This window comes from Balneatrix alpica DSM 16621 (genome assembly GCF_000619885.1).
GTDB lineage: Bacteria > Pseudomonadota > Gammaproteobacteria > Pseudomonadales > Balneatricaceae > Balneatrix > Balneatrix alpica.
Map to the genome: position 1 here is coordinate 118,578 of NZ_KK211040.1, position 20,066 is coordinate 138,643.

General features: G+C 52.9%; 14 protein-coding genes and 3 tRNA genes. 7 read left to right on the top strand and 10 right to left on the bottom strand.

Annotated features, from left to right (window positions below; genetic code table 11):
• Window positions 1–108 precede the first annotated feature (108 nt).
• The 6 genes from lon to Q334_RS0113345 form a co-directional block, all read right to left on the bottom strand.
• Window positions 109–2,559, bottom strand: coding sequence for an endopeptidase La (lon, locus tag Q334_RS0113320; RefSeq protein ID WP_027313645.1), 2,451 nt, complete (start codon window positions 2,557–2,559; stop codon window positions 109–111).
• Between the two features lie 181 nt (window positions 2,560–2,740).
• A complete protein-coding gene (clpX, locus tag Q334_RS0113325; RefSeq protein WP_027313646.1) occupies window positions 2,741–4,024 on the bottom strand; it encodes an ATP-dependent Clp protease ATP-binding subunit ClpX in 1,284 nt (427 codons plus the stop codon).
• Between the two features lie 89 nt (window positions 4,025–4,113).
• Window positions 4,114–4,749, bottom strand: a complete 636-nt coding sequence (clpP, locus tag Q334_RS0113330) for an ATP-dependent Clp endopeptidase proteolytic subunit ClpP (protein WP_035461622.1) — start codon at window positions 4,747–4,749, stop codon at window positions 4,114–4,116.
• 106 nt (window positions 4,750–4,855) lie between these two features.
• Window positions 4,856–6,178 carry a trigger factor gene (gene tig / locus Q334_RS0113335; RefSeq protein ID WP_027313648.1) on the bottom strand — a complete coding sequence of 441 codons (1,323 nt, stop codon included), beginning with the start codon at window positions 6,176–6,178 and terminating at the stop codon, window positions 4,856–4,858.
• A 212-nt stretch (window positions 6,179–6,390) separates the two neighbouring features.
• Window positions 6,391–6,466 (bottom strand) — tRNA-His (locus Q334_RS0113340).
• 25 nt (window positions 6,467–6,491) lie between these two features.
• A tRNA-Arg gene (locus Q334_RS0113345) sits at window positions 6,492–6,568 on the bottom strand.
• A 180-nt stretch (window positions 6,569–6,748) separates the two neighbouring features.
• On the opposite strand from Q334_RS0113345, the gene folD reads away from it, so the two are divergent.
• Window positions 6,749–7,603 carry a bifunctional methylenetetrahydrofolate dehydrogenase/methenyltetrahydrofolate cyclohydrolase FolD gene (folD, locus tag Q334_RS0113355; RefSeq protein ID WP_027313650.1) on the top strand — a complete coding sequence of 285 codons (855 nt, stop codon included), beginning with the start codon at window positions 6,749–6,751 and terminating at the stop codon, window positions 7,601–7,603.
• A 67-nt stretch (window positions 7,604–7,670) separates the two neighbouring features.
• Here the strand turns inward: folD and Q334_RS0113360 are convergent, their stop codons facing one another.
• The gene (locus Q334_RS0113360; protein WP_027313651.1) at window positions 7,671–9,431 is read right to left on the bottom strand and encodes an acyl-CoA dehydrogenase family protein; all 1,761 of its coding nucleotides are present in this window, start codon (window positions 9,429–9,431) and stop codon (window positions 7,671–7,673) included.
• Window positions 9,432–9,586: 155 nt separating this feature from the next.
• On the opposite strand from Q334_RS0113360, the gene Q334_RS0113365 reads away from it, so the two are divergent.
• Window positions 9,587–10,018: a MaoC family dehydratase gene (locus tag Q334_RS0113365; protein ID WP_027313652.1), complete on the top strand. Its 432-nt coding sequence runs from the start codon at window positions 9,587–9,589 to the stop codon at window positions 10,016–10,018.
• A gap of 20 nt (window positions 10,019–10,038) precedes the next feature.
• Entirely contained in the window at window positions 10,039–10,578 is a 540-nt protein-coding gene (locus Q334_RS0113370; protein ID WP_027313653.1) for a hydrolase, read from the top strand.
• A 125-nt stretch (window positions 10,579–10,703) separates the two neighbouring features.
• Here Q334_RS0113370 and Q334_RS0113375 read toward each other — a convergent pair whose 3' ends face one another.
• On the bottom strand, window positions 10,704–11,807 hold the full coding sequence (locus Q334_RS0113375) for a DNA-binding protein (protein ID WP_162157434.1): 1,104 nt from the start codon (window positions 11,805–11,807) through the stop codon (window positions 10,704–10,706).
• Window positions 11,808–11,980: 173 nt separating this feature from the next.
• Here Q334_RS0113375 and Q334_RS0113380 point away from each other — a divergent pair.
• The 3 genes from Q334_RS0113380 (at window position 11,981) to Q334_RS0113390 (ending at window position 14,453) form a co-directional block, all read left to right on the top strand.
• Window positions 11,981–12,056, top strand: a tRNA-His gene (locus Q334_RS0113380).
• A gap of 36 nt (window positions 12,057–12,092) precedes the next feature.
• A complete protein-coding gene (locus Q334_RS19145) occupies window positions 12,093–13,838 on the top strand; it encodes a PAS domain-containing sensor histidine kinase (protein ID WP_051527796.1) in 1,746 nt (581 codons plus the stop codon).
• On the top strand, window positions 13,839–14,453 hold the full coding sequence (locus Q334_RS0113390; RefSeq protein ID WP_027313655.1) for a response regulator transcription factor: 615 nt from the start codon (window positions 13,839–13,841) through the stop codon (window positions 14,451–14,453). It begins immediately after the preceding gene.
• Here Q334_RS0113390 and rluC read toward each other — a convergent pair.
• Window positions 14,439–15,413, bottom strand: a complete 975-nt coding sequence (gene rluC, locus Q334_RS0113395) for a 23S rRNA pseudouridine(955/2504/2580) synthase RluC (protein WP_027313656.1) — start codon at window positions 15,411–15,413, stop codon at window positions 14,439–14,441. The genes Q334_RS0113390 and rluC overlap by 15 nt on opposite strands.
• Before the next feature lie 629 nt (window positions 15,414–16,042).
• On the opposite strand from rluC, the gene rne reads away from it, so the two are divergent.
• A complete protein-coding gene (gene rne / locus Q334_RS19150) occupies window positions 16,043–19,000 on the top strand; it encodes a ribonuclease E (RefSeq protein ID WP_155889002.1) in 2,958 nt (985 codons plus the stop codon).
• 118 nt (window positions 19,001–19,118) lie between these two features.
• Here rne and Q334_RS0113410 read toward each other — a convergent pair whose 3' ends face one another.
• Entirely contained in the window at window positions 19,119–20,057 is a 939-nt protein-coding gene (locus tag Q334_RS0113410) for a chemotaxis protein CheV (RefSeq protein WP_027313658.1), read from the bottom strand.
• Between the last annotated feature and the right edge of the window lie 9 nt (window positions 20,058–20,066).

Genomic DNA, 20,066 nt, shown 5'->3' on the forward strand with positions numbered 1-20,066 from the left:
TTCCGTTACTCTTTTAGTTCTAATCCGATGGCAAAAACAGGCAGGGCTCATTTATACCAAGCCCCTCAAACTGGTGTCAAGCCAGGATTGACGGGGCCTGGAGCCATTTTAATGTGTGCTCGGGTGAGCACTGGGATCAGAATCCTGCTCCTTTCCCTGCGCTTTTGCCGTCGTTTTGCTCACTTCTTGGCTTTCTTCGCCATTTTTGGGCTGCGGTACGTACTGCAACGCAATCGCCAAAACCTCATCGATCCATTTAACTGGACGAATTTCTAGCTCAGCTTTGATATTTTCTGGAATTTCTTTCAAGTCACGACGGTTTTCATCCGGAATAATCACCGTCTTAATACCTCCACGGTGAGCCGCCAACAGCTTCTCTTTTAATCCACCAATGGGCAACACCTGACCACGCAGTGTGATCTCACCTGTCATGGCTACCGTAGAGCGGATAGGCACACCCGCCAACACCGATACCATTGCCGTACACATCGCAATACCCGCACTGGGGCCATCCTTCGGCGTCGCACCTTCAGGAACGTGCACATGCAAATCCTGTTTCTCGTGGAAATCAGGCGCAATGCCCAAGGCTTTAGCTCGTGAGCGCACCACAGTAATGGCTGCCTGAATAGACTCCTGCATCACATCACCAAGGGAGCCCGTCTTTATCACTCGGCCTTTGCCTGGTACCAGTGCACATTCGATTGTCAGGATATCACCACCGACCTGAGTCCAAGCCAGGCCATTCACCTGCCCAATCAAATCTTCCTCATCAGCCTTACCGAAGCTGAACTTGCGCACACCGATCAACTCTTCTAACTGAACGGCAGTGATGGTTCGGGTTTGTTCGGTTTTGTCTTTGCTCAGCAAGCGAGCCTTCACCACTTTACGGCAGAGTTTAGCAATCTCGCGCTCTAACCCTCGCACCCCGGCTTCACGGGTGTAATAGCGGATTAAGTCACGGATAACCTCCTCTTCAACCTGCAGCTCTTTTTCCTTCAGACCGCTATTTTGCATCTGTTTAGGCAGCAGATAACGCTGGGCAATGTTGACCTTTTCATCCTCGGTATAACCGGGAATACGGATAATCTCCATCCGATCCAGCAAAGGTGCAGGGATATTCATGGAGTTGGAGGTACAAACAAAGAGCACGTCTGATAGGTCATAATCGACCTCCAGATAGTGATCGTTGAAATTATGGTTCTGCTCCGGATCCAGCACCTCTAACAAGGCGGAAGCTGGATCGCCACGATGATCCATCCCCATTTTGTCGATTTCATCAAGCAGGAACAGCGGGTTTTTCACCCCTACTTTTGATAATTTCTGCACCAACTTGCCCGGCATAGAGCCAATGTAGGTCCGGCGATGACCACGAATTTCGGCCTCATCACGCACCCCACCAAGGGCCATACGCACATATTTACGGTTAGTAGCACGAGCAATCGACTGCCCCAAAGAGGTTTTACCCACACCGGGGGGGCCTACCAAGCAAAGTACAGGGCCTTTGACCTTCTTAACCCGTTGCTGTACCGCCAGAAACTCAAGAATGCGTTCCTTAACTTCATTCAGGCCATAGTGGTCTTCGTTCAGAATCTGTTCTGCCATCGCCAAATCATGGCGCACTTTACTACGCTTGCTCCAGGGCAGGCCAATTAGCCAATCCAGATAACTACGCACCACGGTGGCTTCTGCCGACATCGGCGACATCATTTTCAGCTTATTGAGCTCAGCCATCGCTTTTGCATGGGCCTCTTTTGACATCCCAGCCTGCTCAATACGCTTTTTCAGCTCTTCAATTTCATTGACGCCATTATCATCCAGGTCGCCCAACTCTTTTTGAATCGCCTTAATTTGCTCGTTGAGATAATACTCGCGCTGACTTTTCTCCATCTGCTTTTTAACCCGACCACGGATGCGACGCTCAACCTGGATCAGGTCAATCTCCGCTTCCATATGGGCAATCAGCTGCTCAACACGTTCAACGATATCCGCCAGCTCCAGCACTTTTTGCTTATCAGCCAGCTTCAAATTCATATGGGCAGAAATGGTATCCGCCAAACGTCCAGGCTCTTCAATGTTAGACAGTGAAGACACCACCTCCGCCGGTACTTTCTTACTCAGCTGCACATACTGTTCAAACTGAGTCATCAGCGCACGACTTAATACCTGGGCTTCAGCATCACGCACTTCAGGCTCGTTAATCGCCGTAACCTTCGCTCGGTAGCACTCATCAGAAAAATCTACCTCACGGATACGAGCACGATACTCGCCCTCTACCAGCACTTTTACTGTGCCATCTGGCAGCTTTAACAACTGCAAAATCGTGGCAACAGTGCCTATGCCAAACAGATCCTCCCAGGCAGGATCCTCATCCGCCGCATTACGCTGGGCTACCAGTAGGATTTCCTTGTTTTCTTGCATTGCCTGTTCCAGTGCAGCAACAGACTTGTCGCGCCCAACGAACAGGGGAATGACCATATGGGGGAACACCACTACATCCCGCAGTGGTAGCAAGGGGACAGTGACGAGCGTCACCGCTTGTTTGGATGCTTGCTGCTCCATAGACACCTCAGGGCAATCGAGCCAGCCATTCCGGCCAACCCGTAAAATCAGTTAGAGCCTAACGTGGGGCCTGCGTCATTGTTTTGCAATGCTATTTACCCAGGATTCGACAAAAAAGGGGCCTACGCCCCTTTTTATCTAGCTGGGCCCAAGCCAAATGGCTCCAGGCAAAGCGTTGTACTTAGCGCTCGGGCACCGCGCGAGCCTCTTCCGTACTTTCATAAATCATCAAAGGTTGGGACTCACCATTAATCACCGATGCATCAATTACCACTTTACTGACTCCCTCTAACGAAGGTAGTTCAAACATGGTATCAAGCAACACGTTTTCCATAATGGTACGCAAACCTCGGGCACCGGTTTTTCGCTCCATCGCACGCTTAGCAATGGCATGCAATGCATCATCGCGGAACTCCAGCTCAACGTCTTCCATCCCAAATAGTCTGGCATATTGTTTGGTTAAAGCGTTCTTCGGCTCAACCAGAATTTGCATCAGCGCCGCTTCATCCAGCTCACCCAAGGTAGCCACCATCGGCAAACGCCCAACAAACTCAGGGATCAAGCCGTAACGAACCAAGTCCTCTGCTTCTACTTCGGCCAAGGTTTCCGTTGTACTTTTGCCGTCCAGCTTGGATTTCACCGTTGCAGAGAAACCAATGCTACTACGCTCACTGCGATCACGGATGATCTTCTCTAAGCCGGCAAAAGCACCTCCACAAATAAAGAGGATATTGGTGGTATCAACCTGCAAGAACTCTTGCTGAGGATGCTTACGCCCACCCTGGGGAGGCACAGAAGCAACCGTACCTTCAATCAGCTTCAACAGGGCTTGTTGAACACCTTCGCCTGATACATCACGGGTAATGGAGGGATTATCAGATTTGCGCGAAATCTTGTCGATTTCATCAATGTAGACGATACCCATTTGGGCTTTTTCTACATCGTAGTCACATTTCTGCAGTAGTTTCTGAATGATGTTCTCAACATCTTCCCCTACATAACCAGCTTCCGTCAGGGTAGTCGCATCAGCAATGGTAAAGGGTACGTTAAGTAAGCGAGCTAGCGTTTGTGCCAATAGGGTTTTACCACTACCGGTAGGACCAATCAGCAAAATATTACTCTTGCCCAGCTCAATATCGCCATTCTTGTCACTCATGCGCAGGCGCTTATAGTGGTTATAAACCGCTACCGCCAAGACCCGCTTGGCCCGATCCTGCCCAATTACATATTCATCCAGAGTCTGCTTAATTTCCTGCGGGGAAGGTAACCGGTCACTCTGCGGCTGTTCCTTGCCATGCTCCTGGATTTCTTCACGAATAATATCGTTGCACAGGTCCACACACTCGTCGCAAATGTAGACCGAGGGCCCGGCAATCAGCTTACGCACCTCATGTTGACTCTTGCCACAGAAGGAACAGTACAGCAGCTTTCCGTCATCACCCTTTTTGCGTGTATCGTCGGCCATTCGACATCCCCGTAAAACTATCGACTTCTGCAATCAGAATGAGGGCCGGCACCTATAAAATCAACCGCCCTCACCCTTGCGCCTGTTAGTTAGGCACCGCGCTGGCTTAATACTTTGTCAATCAGGCCATATTGTTGCGCTGCAGTCGGGTCCATAAAGTTATCGCGATCAGTATCGCGAGCGATGGTTTCCAGATCCTGACCTGTATGTTTAGCCAGGACTCGATTCAGCTTATCACGAATTGTGAGAATTTCACGCGTGTGAATCTCAATATCTGTTGCTTGCCCCTGATAACCACCAAGAGGCTGATGGATCATGACACGTGAATGAGGCAGGGCAAAACGCTTACCTGCTGCACCACCAGCCAGCAGCAATGCCCCCATACTGGCAGCCTGGCCAATACATAGGGTGCTCACATCAGGCTTGATGAACTGCATGGTGTCATAGATCGCCATGCCAGCCGTCACCGCACCACCAGGCGAGTTAATGTAAAGGTGAATATCCTTATCGGGGTTTTCCGATTCAAGGAACAGCAATTGAGCAACTACTAGGTTGGCCATGTGATCTTCCACCGGCCCCACCAAAAAAATCACCCGCTCTTTAAGCAGACGTGAATAGATATCATAGGCGCGCTCACCACGGGCGGATTGCTCCACCACCATGGGAACCAAACTGGCCGCTTCCGGTGTACCCTGAATACCTGACTGAGCAGAAAATTTGTTCATGGTTTGCCTGCAACTCCCTTAACGCCAAGATGAAAAAACGATAGCCATTACAGCATGACTGTAACAACTATCGTTTTTCAAGAGTACTGACTAAGTCAAGCCAGTATTATTCTGCAGCTTCAGCCTGCTGAGCGGGCTTGATGGCCTCTTCATAGCTAACCTGTTTCTGACTCAGGTTGGCAACGGCCAGCAGCTTCTCAACCGCCAGATCTTCTACTACCACAGACTCAATCTGACGACGCTGATTAGCATCATTGAGGAAGTAGCTCACGACTTCTTCTGGCTGCTGATAAGCGGAAGCCATGTCTTCAACAAAGGCTTTAACACGCTCTTCATCAGCTTTCAGTTCGTTGCTACGAATGAACTCAGCTAGCAACAGGCCATTACGCACGCGTTGCTCAGCTTGATCTTGGAACAGCTCAGCAGGCAGCATGTTCAGATCAAAGTTTTCCAGGTTACCACCAAACTGCTGTACAGCTTGACGACGCAGTACATCGATTTCCTCGTCGATCAGTGCCTTGGGCAGATCGATGGGGTTCAAGCGACGCAGCTCAGCCAGCACCTGGGTCTTGGTCTTGTTACGTAGCGCGTTTTTCAGCTCGCGCTCCATATTCTTGCGGATTTCGCTACGGAAGGCTTCTTGAGTCGTTTCTTCAATACCGAACTTTTTGAAGAACTCTTCATTCAGCTCAGGCAGCACAGGCTCGGCAACCTTAGTGACTTTAACCTTGAATACTGCAGGCTTACCTTTCAGGTTTTCCGCGTGGTATTCCTCAGGGAAGTTCACTTCCAGATCTTTCTCAGCACCAGCTGCCAAGCCCAACAGGCCAGCTTCGAAGCCAGGAATCATAGAGTTGGAACCCAATACCAGCTCGTAACCCTCGGCTTTGCCGCCTTCGAACGCTTCGCCATCAACAAAGCCTTCAAAATCCAGAGTAATACGATCGCCGTCAGCAGCCGCACGCTCAACGTCTTGCCACTGAGACTGCTGCTTACGCAGCGTTTCAATCATGGTGTCAACATCAGCATCAGTTACGTCAGCAGACTGCTGCTCAATGTTCGCGGCTGCAAAGTCAGCCAATTTGATTTCAGGGAACACTTCAAAAGTAGCAACGTACTGGAAGTCCTGACCTTCTTGATCCTGAGTCGGCTCAATAGCAGGAGAACCAGCGGGATTCAGCTTCTCCTGGGTTACAGCTTCAAAAAAGCTGGAGCGAATCAGATCGCTCAGTACATCCTGGCGAATACCTTTGCCATAACGCTGCTTCACCAGCTTGGCCGGTACCTTACCCTTACGGAAGCCATCGACACGTACGGTACGAGCAGCATCTTTTAATTGCTTCTCTACATCCGCATCAATACGGGCCGCAGGAATGGTCACGGTCAGACGACGCTCCAGGGAGGTAGTCGCTTCAACGGAAACTTGCATGAATCTGCCTCACAATGCTTAGCGCTAACTAAATTCTCGCTATGGCTGGTGCGCTAAGAGCACCACTCAGGGTTCTCACCAACAAAGCCCAAAATAGACCTGGATAGCGAACTCTATCTTAAAGACGTGCATTCTCATTAAACCCCACCTCGGAGTCAAGCACCTAAGACCTAAGGGCTTGTTTCTCGGCAAAGTTTTAGGCACTGAAGGAATGGGGTGGGCGATGGGGCTTGAACCCACGACCGCCGGAATCACAATCCGGAGCTCTGCCAACTGAGCTACGCCCACCATAACCTAGAGATACCATTTGACATGGCGCGCCTGGCAGGACTCGAACCTGCAACCCTCGGCTTAGAAGGCCGATGCTCTATCCGGTTGAGCTACAAGCGCACATCTTTCTGCTCGAGGGTGAGCAGCGCTGCCAAACGAGGCCGCAATATTATCATGAAATCCTCTAGGGTCAAGGGCTTAGCGCTGACGATGGCCACGTGAATTTCAACCATTTGGCTCGCTTGGCAAAGCGTGCGAAAATTGCGCGGCAATTCGACAGCGAGGAAGACTCCCCCCACCATGAGCGCACAACTCATTGATGGCAAAGCCATAGCCAAACAAGTAAGGGATCAGGTAGCCCGTGGTGTCCAAGCACGCTTGGACGCTGGCAAGCGCCGCCCTGGCCTGGCCGTTATCTTAATCGGCCAAGATCCCGCCTCCCAGGTTTATGTAGGTAGCAAGCGACGCGCTTGCGAGGAAGTAGGCTTTTATTCTGAATCCTATGACTTACCCCAAGCCACCAGCCAAGAAGAGCTGGAAGCCTTGGTAGATCGCCTCAATGCAGACCCAAACATAGATGGCATCTTGGTACAGTTGCCACTCCCGGCTCAACTAAATGCCGACTCTATCCTGGAACGCATCCGTCCTGATAAAGATGTGGATGGCTTCCATCCTTTTAATATGGGGCGCCTGGCTCAGCGCATGCCTCTGTTACGCCCCTGCACTCCCAAAGGCATCATGACGTTATTGAAGTCCACCGGAGTTGATATGTACGGCCTGGACGCTGTCATTGTCGGCGCCTCCAATATTGTGGGCCGCCCCATGACGCTGGAGCTTCTGCTGGCTGGCTGCACCGTGACTACAACCCACCGCTTTACTAGAGATCTAGCCGGTAAGGTTCAGGGCGCGGATCTGGTGGTGGTTGCCGTAGGCAAGCCTGGCATCGTAAAAGGAGAGTGGATCAAACCTGGTGCCATTGTGATTGACGTGGGCATTAACCGTCTGGAAGACGGCAACCTGGTTGGTGACGTAGAGTTTGCCCCGGCCGCTGAGCGAGCCAGCTGGATTACTCCAGTTCCTGGCGGAGTCGGCCCTATGACAGTGGCAACTTTGATGGAAAACACCCTCTACGCCGCTGATCACTTGCACGACTAATCCTGTGCATTCTTAACATTAGCAGGATAGACCCCTCATCATTACCAGGGTCTATCCTGCTTAATCCTTAATACCAGTCGGCGGCAAACCCAGCCAAAGCCAGCCCTCCGGCCGCAACAGTTTGCGCATAGGCCTGAGCACGGGGTAACACCTGCTCCATATAGAACTGACTGCTCACCAGCTTAGCCTGATAAAAACTTCCCTGCTCCCGCTTTGGCCAAGCTTTTAACGCCGCCAGCCCCATTTGCCATCCACCTGCCAAAGTACTGAGTTGCATCATGTAAGGATAAGCAACCGCCGCCATAGCCTGCTGATCACTCCCCTGTTCCAACACCCATGCCAAGCTTTGCCGCCCCTGCTGCTCCGCTGTCTGTAAGCGCTCAGCAAGCAACTGCAGCGCCGGCACCTCACTTAGCTGGCGCACAACATCAGCCACCTCATCTAACCACTGACTGACCGCCTGCCCTTTATCAAAAAGAGTCTTACGACCAATCATGTCTAGCGCTTGAATACCATTAGTACCCTCATAAATCGCCAGAATACGAGCATCACGATAATGCTGAGCCGCACCGGTTTCTTCGATATAACCCATACCTCCGTGCACCTGCACGCCTAACGAGGTCACTTCCTGCGCCAGCTCAGTACACCACCCCTTAACAATCGGCGTTAATAACGCCGCTCGCGCCTGCCAGAATGAACGCTGCGACTCATCTCCCTTATGGGCACGATCCATCGCTGCCGCACACTGATAAGCCAATGCCCTCCCCGCTTCATTAATAACCCGCATACTAAGTAGCATTCGCTGCACATCCGGGTGCGCCAAAATGGCTCCGCGCTCGCGCTGACCTACCGGCACCCCCTGCACCCGCTCACGCGCATAGGCAACAGCCTGCTGATAAGCCCGCTCACCAATGGCGACGCCCTGCAAACCCACAGAGAGGCGCGCATGATTCATCATGGTAAACATACACACCAACCCCTGATGCGGCTGACCAATCAAATAACCCACCGCTCCCGCCTGATCACCAAAACTCATGACACAGGTCGGACTCCCATGGATACCCAGCTTGTGCTCCAAGGCAGTGGCCTGCAGATCATTACGCTGCCCCAGACTACCATCGGCATTAACCAGGTACTTAGGCACAGCAAACAGAGAGATACCCTTCACCCCTTCCGGTGCATCCGGCAGACGTGCCAGCACCAGGTGGATGATATTCTCCGCACAATCATGCTCCCCCCAGGTAATAAAGATTTTCTGCCCTTTAATCAGGTAGTGATCTCCTTGCGGCTCCGCTTTAGCACGCAACAAGGCCAAGTCCGATCCCGCCTGGGGTTCGGTCAAATTCATCGTCCCCGTCCACTCACCACTGATCAATTTTGCCAGGTAGGCCTCTTTTAACTCTGCCGTAGCATGGGAACTGAGCGCCTCAATCGCCCCCTGAGTTAACATCGGACACAAGGCAAAACCCATATTGGCGCTATGCCACATCTCCTGCACTGCCAGCGCCAGCACTTCGGGTAAACCTTGCCCACCATACTCAGGAGAAGCCGCCAAACTGGTCCAACCACCTTCAACCAATTGCTGGTAGGCCTGGGCAAACCCCTCCGCAGTCTTCACTTCAGCATTTTCAAGCTTAGCGCCCTGCTGATCGCCTACCCGATTCAAGGGCGCCAACACCTCCGCAGCCAAACGCGCTGCTTCTTCTAACACCGCCTGCAGCAGATCTGGCGTTGCCTCCTCATAGCCAGGAAGCTGGCTAATCTCTGCCATCCCCACCAACTCATCCAAGACAAATTGCATATCCTGTACAGGCGCTTGATAACTCATATCCTTTCCCTTCAACAAAGCAGAGTGATGTGCCTGTTATAGCACAACAAATTAGGGTTTTCCCTAATAAAAAGTCGCAAGCGCTAGACTCCTCTCACCCCCTCACCTAAGATGCCAGCACTTGTTCCTCCACCCGTCTTAGCAAGGAATCGCCTATGCAGTCACTACATGGTTATTATCTGGAAGACTTATCCGTTGGCATGAGTGCCTCCTTCGGCAAAACCATTGCAGAAGCTGATGTGTACCAGTTTGCTGGCATCACCGGTGACTTTAACCCTGTCCATGTCAATGCAGAGTTTGCCGCAAACACTATCTTTGAACAGCGTATTGCCCATGGAATGCTAAGTGCCGGCTTGATTTCCGCTGTACTAGGCATGTGCCTCCCTGGGCCCGGCGCTATTTACGTTGACCAGTCGTTAAAATTCAAAGCGCCGGTCTTTATCGGTGATACCTTGACTGCCGTCGCCACCATTGAAGCAATTGATGAGCGCCGCCGCCGTGTGACGTTAAAAACAGAATGTTTAGTGGGAGAAAAAGTGGTTGCCACCGGCCAAGCCACATTAATGGTTGACCGCCGCCCCGAATAAGCCAATCGCGAGAACCGCCCATGCTAATTGACGCCCAAAACTCGTGTTTACTGATCGTAGATGTGCAGGACAAGCTTCTACCAGCCATTACTGATGCAGATGAACTACTTGCCAACCAGTGCTGGCTGACCGAAATCGCCACCTACCTCAAACAGCCACAAATTATTAGCGAACAGTATCCTCGTGGACTAGGCCACACTGTCGAGCCGTTATGGGAGCGCTGCAACCAAACGCCTGCATTAGAAAAAATGAGCTTCTCCTGTGCGGCAGACCCCGGCTGCATGGCCGCACTAGCCCCCTACAATCAAGTGGTAGTAATCGGCATTGAAGCCCATGTTTGTGTACTACAAAGCGTGCTGGAACTACTACAGAACGGCAAACAGGTTTTTGTCGTAGCCGATGCTGTCGGCTCACGTTCTGAACTAGACAAAGAGCTAGCCTTAGCTCGAATGGACAGCGCTGGCGCGCACATCGTCAGCAGAGAAATGGTGGTATTTGAGTGGTTACGTCGAGCCGGCAGTGACGAGTTTCGCCATATCAGCCGCACCTTTTTACGCTAGGCACATCCTTGTCGCAGCCACTTTATTTGCTCTAAACAAAAAAGCCGGGTAGCCGGCTTTTTCATCAATCTGCCTCCCCCTGCAGGGTTGGCTCTTTCAATATAGAACACAGACGCTGTACGCCTTTAAGCGTGCAAGCGCGCCTGTAAACGTTTCACTTCTTCCTCTCTAGCAAGCAAATTACTTTGCTGCTGCTTCAGCTGAGCTTTCAGCTTCAAGAGTTCATCATCACGCTCATTCACTTGCTGGCGCAACTCAGCCTCGCGACGTGCGCTATCCATCGCATTACTAGAAAGCTTTTTGTTCAGCTCTTTATACTCATGCTCAAGCTGCTGTACCCGATCTTCCAGACGCTTGTTCTTATTCACTTCCGCCAGAATCTGCGCATTGAGCTTCGTTGCATCTCTATTGGAGTTAGCCGTTTCCAGGCGATAGCCCTTCAGCTCCTGCTCCAGATTGCGAATCTGTGTCTGCTGAGTTTCAACCTTCACCTCGCCACGCGCCACTTCCGCCTGCAAATCATGAATCTGGCGCGTTAAAGCAGCTTCCTTCTTCCCACTTTCATCTTTATTTTGCTCAATCACCAAACGCAGGTGGCTCACTTCCGACTTCTGCTTGGCAAGCTGCTCTTGCGCACGGGCCTGCTCTTCTTTTAGACGCTGATCAAACTGCTGACGCATCTCTTCTTTGCTTTTCGCCACCCGCTCCAGCTCATGCCGCGCTTCACGCTCACGCTCTTCATATTGATTACGCGTCTGGGTTTCTGCATGTAGATTAGCCTTCAATACAGACACTTCGGCCTGTAGAGCCTTATTGCGCTGCTCCAACTCCTCCACCCGCTCTTTGAGCTGCTCAATACGCAGTTCCTGGGCTTCAGACTCACCACGCATCCGCTCTAGTTGATGGGCCTTATCCTGCTCCAACTCATCCAAGCGCATCTGCATATTACGGCGCTCAGCTTCCAGTTGATCACTAGCATGCTTAACCGCATGCTCCCACAACTGGGAAATCGTGGTTACCACCTCTTTCGGCAAATCAGCAGCTATGGGCATGCGAAACTGCACGCGCTGCGGTACCTGCAACCACCAATCCTGCAACGCCTGCTGCAGCAGAATATCGTCCAGCTCCGGCAAACGTGCGGCCAGCTGACGCACACTGGGCTCAATCCCGGCCATTAAAAGGTCATCTGCCGCTGCAAATACCAGCTCTCGCTGCGTCTTGCCCATCATGCTAAGCAACCCCATCCAATCCTTACTTAATCAGTGGCGGCATTGTAACCCAGCCACCCATCCCACCCTATAGATAAAATTTAAGAAAATCTTAGGTTTAGGCTTGACTCCAAATTATTTGCCACTATGATACGCAGCCATTCGCAGCGACCTGCTGCAAATAAGAGTCAATGGTGGGCGTAGCTCAGTTGGCAGAGCTCCGGATTGTGATTCCGGCGGTCGTGGGTTCAAGCCCCATCGCCCACCCCATTCCCTCTTCATTTATCGGCATGCTAGTCTAGCCGAATGTCAGAACCCAACACCCCCCAACCCTCGCTATCTCAGCTCAATCAATGGCATCAACTCAAGTGCCAGGATCAGCTGCTGCAGGGCATTTTCAACTTCATCAACACTCACTCCCCAGGCGAAGCTAAACTCACTCCAGCCTCCTCGAGCAAACCGCACACACATCGCAGCCCCAGCTGGCAACTCGACCTTAGCCCCCGCTGCAGCCAACAACACCAGGCACTGCTGGACTGGCTTAAGGCTCGCCTGCATGAACTCGCTGACAGGCAACGCTTACAACAGGAACACCACTTCTATCGGCAAATTGCCGAGAAGTCGACCGACATGATCTCCTGCCACACTCACGACACCTGGACCTTCACCTATGCTTCTGCCGCCATCACGCCACTATTAGGCTACAGTCCCGAAGAAGTCGTTGGCCTACCCGCCTATGAACTGTTTCACCCTGATGATGCCCGTGCCGTGATTGAACGCGCCCCCAGCGTGATTTACGAAAAAGGCTTTTACACCAACACCTATCGCTTCAAACGCAAAGACGGCAGTTATACCTGGCTGGAAACCACCACTCGCTCACTGCGCAGTGACCAGGGTAATAGTAGCGGCTACATCTGCATCTCCCGCGATGTTAGCCGACGCATGCGTCAGCAGCTCAGCCAACAACGCCTGGCCAGCCTGGTGGAAGCCAGTAGCGATCTGGCATTGTTTTTTGATGGGCAGTTTCACCTGACCTATGCCAATTCCGCCGCACGCCAGTTACTGCAATTGCCTGAAGAGTTGAATCAGCACCCTCTACAACAACTCTTTACCCCACAGGACTGGCAGGCTTTAACGGAGCAAATCGAACAAGGCCCCCCCAACTTACACTGGCGCCAGCTATGCGACCTCCTTAGTCCTGATGAGCCCATTCCTGTCGAGCTGCACCTGCAAAGCCATCATCATCGCTATCTCAGCCAACCCTTTTTCTCCTTACTGGCCCGCGACCGCCGTCCCGAATTACAGGCCGAGGCAGAACATCGACAACATCTGCAGGAACTGGCCCACATCAGCCGCGTTATTTCAATGGGAGAACTCGCCTCAGGCCTGGCCCATGAACTGAACCAACCACTGGCCGCAATCAACAACTATGCCAGTGGCAGTCTGCGCCGCCTCCCTGCCCACTGGCAGCAACAATACCCCTTTGTCAGCCAGGCGCTACACAAGATCAGCGAACAAGCCATGCGTGCCGCTGCCATTATCAGCCGTATGCGCCACTTCTTGCGCAAAGACGAATACCGCCGCCAACGCCTCGACCTGCATCTATTAGTGCGCAAAACCCTGGAGTGGTTTGAGGATGAAGCCAGACGCCAACACATTCTGATCAACCTGCAAGCAAATGGCAGCTATTGGGTTGAAGGCGACCCCATCCAGATCGAACAAATTCTGGTCAATTTATTGAAAAATGCCGTCGATGCCTCGCTCGAATCCGGCCCCAAGCGCTGGAAACGCATTCAACTTAGCCTTGAGCAACAAGGTGAGGAAATTCAGCTGCGGGTACAGGATCAAGGCCACGGCATTGCAGCAGAATTGCTTGCCAAAATTTTTGAACAGTTTTTTACTACCAAAAGCGGCGGACTAGGCATGGGTCTTGCCATTAGCCGCTCATTGGCCGAAGCCCACAACGGCCGTCTCGAAGCCAATAGCCAACCAGGCCAAGGCAGCTGCTTTATCCTGAGCCTGCCCGCCCTCAGCCCACAGGAAGCGAGTTAAGTGTCCTTACCCGAAGCCACCATCTATATCCTGGATGATGATGACGCCCTGCGTGATTCCTTGCAGTGGCTATTAGAAGCTGAGGGCCTCCAAGCCCAAGGCTATGCTGATCCCCATGCCTTTTTCCATGCGTACGACCCAGAGCGTCCTGGCTGCCTGTTACTCGACATCCGCATGCCTGGCATGAGCGGCCTGCAGGTACAGCAACACTTGCATGAACTCCATATCACACTGCCTGTCATCGTCATGACCGGCCATGGTGACGTCCCCCTGGCCGTAACAGCAATGAAACAAGGCGCCCTCGACTTTCTGGAAAAACCTTTCAACGACCAAACCCTTCTGGATCGTGTCCAGCAAGCGCTACACCAGGATTTGCAGCAATTTAGCCAACGCCAACAGCTGCAAAGCTTACAAAATCGCTATGCCAGCTTGACCAAACGCGAGAAAGAAGTGATGCATTGGGTAGTCCGGGGACTAGCCAACAAAGATATTGCAGACACTCTTGGCATTAGCCGTAAAACCATCGAAGTTCATCGGGCTAATGCCATGGAGAAAATGGCGGCCAACTCCCTGGCCGAATTGGTGCAGATTGCACTGCAGTTAGGTGAGGTCTAAACCCTGCTCCCGCAGGCGAAGGACCCCCTGCTGCAACACCTCATCAAGGGGCGCAACCAAACTCAAGGGCTTGCCGGTTAAAGGGTGACGGAAGTTCAGTCGAGCCGCATGCAAAAATAGCCGACTAATGCCCACCTCTTTGCCCTGGCGGTTACCCTCATCCGTTCCGTATTTATCATCACCCACAATGGGGTGCCCCGCATACTGACTATGCACCCGGATCTGATGAGTTCGCCCTGTAATGGGCTTAGCCTCCACCAACGTAAAGTGAGCAAAACGCTCCAACACCCGGAACTCCGTCAGAGAGGGCTTCCCCTCTGGACTCACTCGCACCACTCGCTCGCCCGACTGCAATTCATTCTTCTTTAAGGGAGCATTAACATGCTGATGCCGGCTCGGCCAACGACCAATCACTAACGCCTGATATACCTTATCGATACCGCCATTGCGCAACATCTCATGCATCGCCCGCAGTGCCGAGCGCTTCTTGGCAATCAAAATGCAGCCCGATGTATCCCGATCAAGACGATGCACTAACTCCAGCATTCGTTCCTGCGGCCGCAACTGACGCAGACTTTCGATCAATCCGAGGCTAATACCACTACCACCATGCACCGCCAGCCCCGCCGGCTTATTGATCACCAGTAAGGCATCATCCTCATACAGAATGGCGCCCTCCAGTCTATTCCCCAATGCCTGGCTTACCGGCGGCGGCGCATCACGCTCTGGCAAACGTACTGGCGGCAAGCGCAACTCCTCACCACCCTGTAATCGATAGTCAGGCTTAATCCGCTTCTTATTAATCCGAATCTCACCCTTGCGCAGCATGCTGTAAATGCGGGTTTTCGGCACCCCTTTGAGCAACGTACGCAAATAATTGTCGATTCGCTGACCTTCCACATCCGCCGGGATGGTCAACCACTGTACTGCTCCCAAAGGAGTCACTTGAGAATCTGTCATAACACCTGTTTTAACGTACGGGGCTCATTTGCCGCCTGTCGGAATTGCTGCTATATTGGGGCGCGCTGATAGACTTCCAGTCCAGTATTTATGCCGTTTAGACCGCATTACACTGGTGTCCTGGCCCTGATATCAGCTTATGATACCTGCTCCACCTACCTGTTGCCTAATCTGCCAGGCCGTGGAGAAAAAGAATTTGGCTGCATCGCCAGCCCAAGCCTTCACCCGATACTTCCCGCTGCCCCCAGGGCCCCCGCGAAGCCTGTCGATCACGAAGACCTGGATGGCGCTGCAAAGCATTAAACCCGTCTTCCGTTCAATGCTCATGCCACACCACAGGATTGGCTTACACTCCGGCCCTTTGCCCCCCTCCCCGTTGGAGGCGCGTGCGGCAACAAGCTGGGCAGTGATGGTTTCATCCGCTAACCCTGTGGGCGGGCAAGTACAATTTGAGATCGACAGCACCGAGCCGGCCCTGACGCGGTACCGTGCGGCCAACTAAGCTTATAAGCAGTGCACTCACTGCCAGGCCGCCACCGACGTCCAGCAAGAAGAACCGGCGTAAATTGGTATAGGATGCTGTCCCGCGTGGTTGCATGAACGGCAGACCCGATCTAAGTAGAATCACAATGAAAAGAATGCTGATTAATGCGACCCAACCCGAAGAAATCCGGGTCGCGCTGGTCGATGGTCAACGCCTGTATGATCTCGACATTGAATCCGTCAGTCGTGAGCAGAAAAAAGCCAACATCTATCGTGGCCGCATCACCCGCATCGAACCCAGCTTGGAAGCCGCCTTCGTCGACTACGGCGCCGAACGTCATGGCTTTCTACCCCTGAAAGAAATCGCCAAAGAATACTTTAGTGACAATGCCAAAGGCGGCCGCGGCAACATTCGTGAAATGGTGCGCGAAGGCCAGGAAGTCATTGTTCAGATCGACAAAGAAGAGCGTGGTAACAAAGGCGCAGCCCTCACAACCTTCGTCAGCCTGGCTGGCCGCTATCTGGTTTTGATGCCCAACAACCCCCGCGCAGGCGGCATTTCCCGCCGCATTGAAGGGGATGAACGCCAAGCGCTGAAAGAAGCCCTAGACGGTATCAATGTGCCGAACGGTGCCGGCGTGATCGTACGTACTGCCGGTATTGGCCGCAGTGCTGAAGAGCTGCAATGGGATCTGGATTACCTAATGCAACTGTGGGAATCCATTCGCTCCGCTGCTGAGAACCGTCCTGCACCCTTCCTGATTTACCAGGAAAGCAACGTTATCATCCGTGCGATGCGTGATTACCTGCGCCAGGATATTGGCGAAGTATTAATTGACAGCGAAAGCGTTCAACAGGATGCACTTAACTTCGCCCGCCAGGTAATGCCTAACTTCCAGCAGAAGCTCAAACTCTACAAAGAAGAGATTCCGCTGTTTACCCGCTTCCAGATCGAGTCCCAAATCGAGACTGCTTTCCAGCGCGAAGTGCGCCTGCCTTCCGGTGGTTCCATTGTTATCGACCCAACCGAAGCCCTGGTATCCATCGACATCAACTCCTCACGGGCAACCAAAGGCGGCGATATTGAGGAAACCGCACTGCAAACCAACCTGGAAGCAGCAGATGAGATCGCGCGTCAGCTACGACTGCGCGACATAGGTGGCTTGGTGGTGATCGACTTCATCGACATGACACCGATCCGCAACCAACGCGAAGTGGAAAACCGCTTAAAAGAAGCACTCAAGCTTGACCGCGCCCGAGTACAGATCGGCCGCATTTCTCGTTTTGGCCTGCTAGAGATGTCTCGACAGCGCCTACGCCCTTCTCTGGGCGAAACCACTGCCATGACCTGCCCCCGTTGCCATGGCCAAGGCAGTATCCGTGACGTTGGCTCTCTGGCCCTTTCCATCATGCGTCTGATCGAAGAAGAGGCACTGAAAGAGCGCACCGCACAAATCCGTGCCCTTGTGCCGGTTAGCGTGGCGTCTTTCCTGCTGAACGAAAAGCGCAGCAACATTAGCAAGCTGGAGCAACAACAGGGCGTCAAGGTCATCATCGTACCGAACCCGCACCTGGAGACACCACACTACGAAGTTATCCGCCTGCGTGATGACAACGTAGAAGCACGTTCGACCGATGCCAGCTATGAATTGATTGAAGCACCAGAAGCAGAAGTCACCGAACTCAAAGCCCCTCAGCCGCTGCTACGCGAAGAGGCCGCGGTTAAATCTCTGCCCCCCACTACTCCTGCACCAGCAGCTGTTGAAACCCCAATTGCCGCACCGGTTGTAACGGCCACCGCCACCAGCGACACCAGCCTCGGTCGTCGTTTACTGCGCGCGTTCACTAGCTGGTTCCAAGGTGATAGCAAAGCAGCTGAGCCACAACCCAGCAGCGAAACCAAAGAAGCCAAGAGCGAAACCCGCTCTGACAATCGTGGCGAACGCCGTGAGCGCTCTGAGCGTAACGACCGTGGCGAACGCCGTAATCGCCGCGACCGCAATGAGCGCCGTGATCGTCAGGATCGTGACAACCGCGAAGAACGCAGCGAGCGTCAGGATCGCAGTGAGCGAACCGAGCGCAACAATGATGAACCCCGCGAAACTCGTGAGGAGCGTCAGGAACGTCGTCAACGCGAGCGCCAGGAACGTCACGAGCGTCGTCAGCAACGTGAGCAGCAAGCCCGCGAAGCCCAAGAAAATAGCGACAGCAGCAACCAAAGCAACGAGCAGCAGGACAGCCAGGAAGAGGTCGTCAACACCGATGGCCGCCGTGGCCGCAGTCGTCGCCGCCGTGAGCGCAGTGGTCGTCGCACTCCCCTTCCCGCTCACTTGCAAGCTGCGGAAGAACAAGCAGAGAACAACGCTCAGCCCTCAGAGAATGTTGTCAGCGAGCCATCGACCGAGCCTCAGCAGCAAGCAGTAGTTGTTGAAACCACTGCACCTGAAGAGCAAGCAGCCGAGGAAACCACCAAGGTAGAGGCAACCAGCGAAGCGACTCAGGACAACGTCACCGCCAGTAATGACAGCCAGGATGAAGGACGTCAGCGCCGTCGTCGCCGTGATCGTCACGAACGCTCACCACGCGCCGACAAAAAACAGCGCGCCAAGGAAGCAAGCAATAACGAGAAGGTTGAGACGGAAGCTACTCCTGCCTCTATCGAACCCTTTGTTACAGCTCCCATTCTCCTGGAGTGCTCAGAGTACACCGCACCTGCTCACGCAGATGCCACAGTGGCTACTCCTAGTGAAGAAGCAACAGCCAGCCGTGACAGCGAAAACACTGAGCCTGCTGCAGCACAGCCTGCACAGATGACCGCAGAGACCAATGTCGAAAAGGCTGAAGTGGTCACGGACGCAGAACAATCTGCTGCCAGTTCCGACACCGCTCCCACAGTCAGTGAGCCAGTCACTGCACAGGAGACCGCTACCATTAACAGTAGCAGTCACCAGGAACAGGAGTCTGAAGCATCTGATGTAGCAGTGGAGGCACAAGCCAATACAGTAGCCGCTACAGAAGCTCAAACAGACAATACTGAGGAAACACCTCGCCCCCGCCGCCGTGCACTTAACGATCCACGCCTAAAGCGCCAACAAAACGCCTAGGATGTGTAGGCTAGCTGGGTGTTACACCCAGCTAGCCAGGCTTATCAGCCAATGCACTCGGCAATAAAAAACCACCCTAGGGTGGTTTTTTATTGCCTTACTCAAGAGCGCTGGGAGACTACACCTGCTCCATGACCTGCTTAACGCGCTCCTGAATAATCCCAGCAAGCACATCTGGTTGGAATTTAGATATGAACTTATCACAGCCGACCTTCTCCACCATGGCCTCGTTAAAGCTGCCACTCAAAGAAGTATTGAGCACTATATAGAGATCCCGCATCCGTGGATCCTCCCGAATGACTCTGGTTAAGCGATAACCATCCATCTCCGGCATCTCCGCATCAGTAATCACCATCAGCAACTCACCGGGAAGATTACGGCCATCGTCCGCCCACTTTTTCAGCATTCGAGCGGCCTTGGCGCCATCAGTAGCCTGAATGACTTCAATACCAAAGTGCTGCAGAATACCCGACACCTGCGAACGTGCGGTAGTAGAGTCATCCACCACCAGCACCTTCATGCCACGTGTCACACTAAACAACTCTTCCTCTACAACACCGCTACTAATTTCAGTGGTATAGCTAACAATTTCCGCCAGCACCTTTTCCACATCGATAATTTCAACAATCTGATTATCGTCTAAGCGCGTCACTGCAGTGAGATAATGATTTCGCCCTGCCGTCGCAGGCGGTGGCATGATGTGATTCCAGTTCAGGTTGATAATGCGATCAACACTGCCCACCACAAAGCCCTGAACCGTACGGTTATACTCCGTCACGATCAGGTTGCATCCTACTGAGGTATCAATAGGCTTTAAGCCAATGGCTGCGCTTAAATCAACCACCGTGACCGCCTGACCACGCAGGGTCGCCACACCACGCACCATCGGATGACTCTGTGGAAATTTAGTCAACTTCGGCAACTGCATCACTTCCTGCACCTTAAACACGTTCAGGGCAAAAAGCTGACGCGACTGCAACTTAAACATCAGCAATTCTAGCCGGTTCTCACCCACCAGTTGCGTACGCTGATCTACTGTGTCCAGAATTCCGGCCATGCCTACTTA

Bases quoted from the DNA above. Each gene is read 5' to 3' on its own strand.
- lon (WP_027313645.1), bottom strand. From the start codon at position 2,559: ATGGAGCAGCAAGCATCCAAACAAGCGGTGACGCTCGTCACTGTCCCC.
- clpX (WP_027313646.1), bottom strand. From the start codon at position 4,024: ATGGCCGACGATACACGCAAAAAGGGTGATGACGGAAAGCTGCTGTAC.
- clpP (WP_035461622.1), bottom strand. From the start codon at position 4,749: ATGAACAAATTTTCTGCTCAGTCAGGTATTCAGGGTACACCGGAAGCG.
- tig (WP_027313648.1), bottom strand. From the start codon at position 6,178: ATGCAAGTTTCCGTTGAAGCGACTACCTCCCTGGAGCGTCGTCTGACC.
- folD (WP_027313650.1), top strand. From the start codon at position 6,749: ATGAGCGCACAACTCATTGATGGCAAAGCCATAGCCAAACAAGTAAGG.
- Q334_RS0113360 (WP_027313651.1), bottom strand. From the start codon at position 9,431: ATGAGTTATCAAGCGCCTGTACAGGATATGCAATTTGTCTTGGATGAG.
- Q334_RS0113365 (WP_027313652.1), top strand. From the start codon at position 9,587: ATGCAGTCACTACATGGTTATTATCTGGAAGACTTATCCGTTGGCATG.
- Q334_RS0113370 (WP_027313653.1), top strand. From the start codon at position 10,039: ATGCTAATTGACGCCCAAAACTCGTGTTTACTGATCGTAGATGTGCAG.
- Q334_RS0113375 (WP_162157434.1), bottom strand. From the start codon at position 11,807: ATGATGGGCAAGACGCAGCGAGAGCTGGTATTTGCAGCGGCAGATGAC.
- Q334_RS19145 (WP_051527796.1), top strand. From the start codon at position 12,093: ATGTCAGAACCCAACACCCCCCAACCCTCGCTATCTCAGCTCAATCAA.
- rluC (WP_027313656.1), bottom strand. From the start codon at position 15,413: ATGACAGATTCTCAAGTGACTCCTTTGGGAGCAGTACAGTGGTTGACC.
- rne (WP_155889002.1), top strand. From the start codon at position 16,043: ATGAAAAGAATGCTGATTAATGCGACCCAACCCGAAGAAATCCGGGTC.
- Q334_RS0113410 (WP_027313658.1), bottom strand. From the start codon at position 20,057: ATGGCCGGAATTCTGGACACAGTAGATCAGCGTACGCAACTGGTGGGT.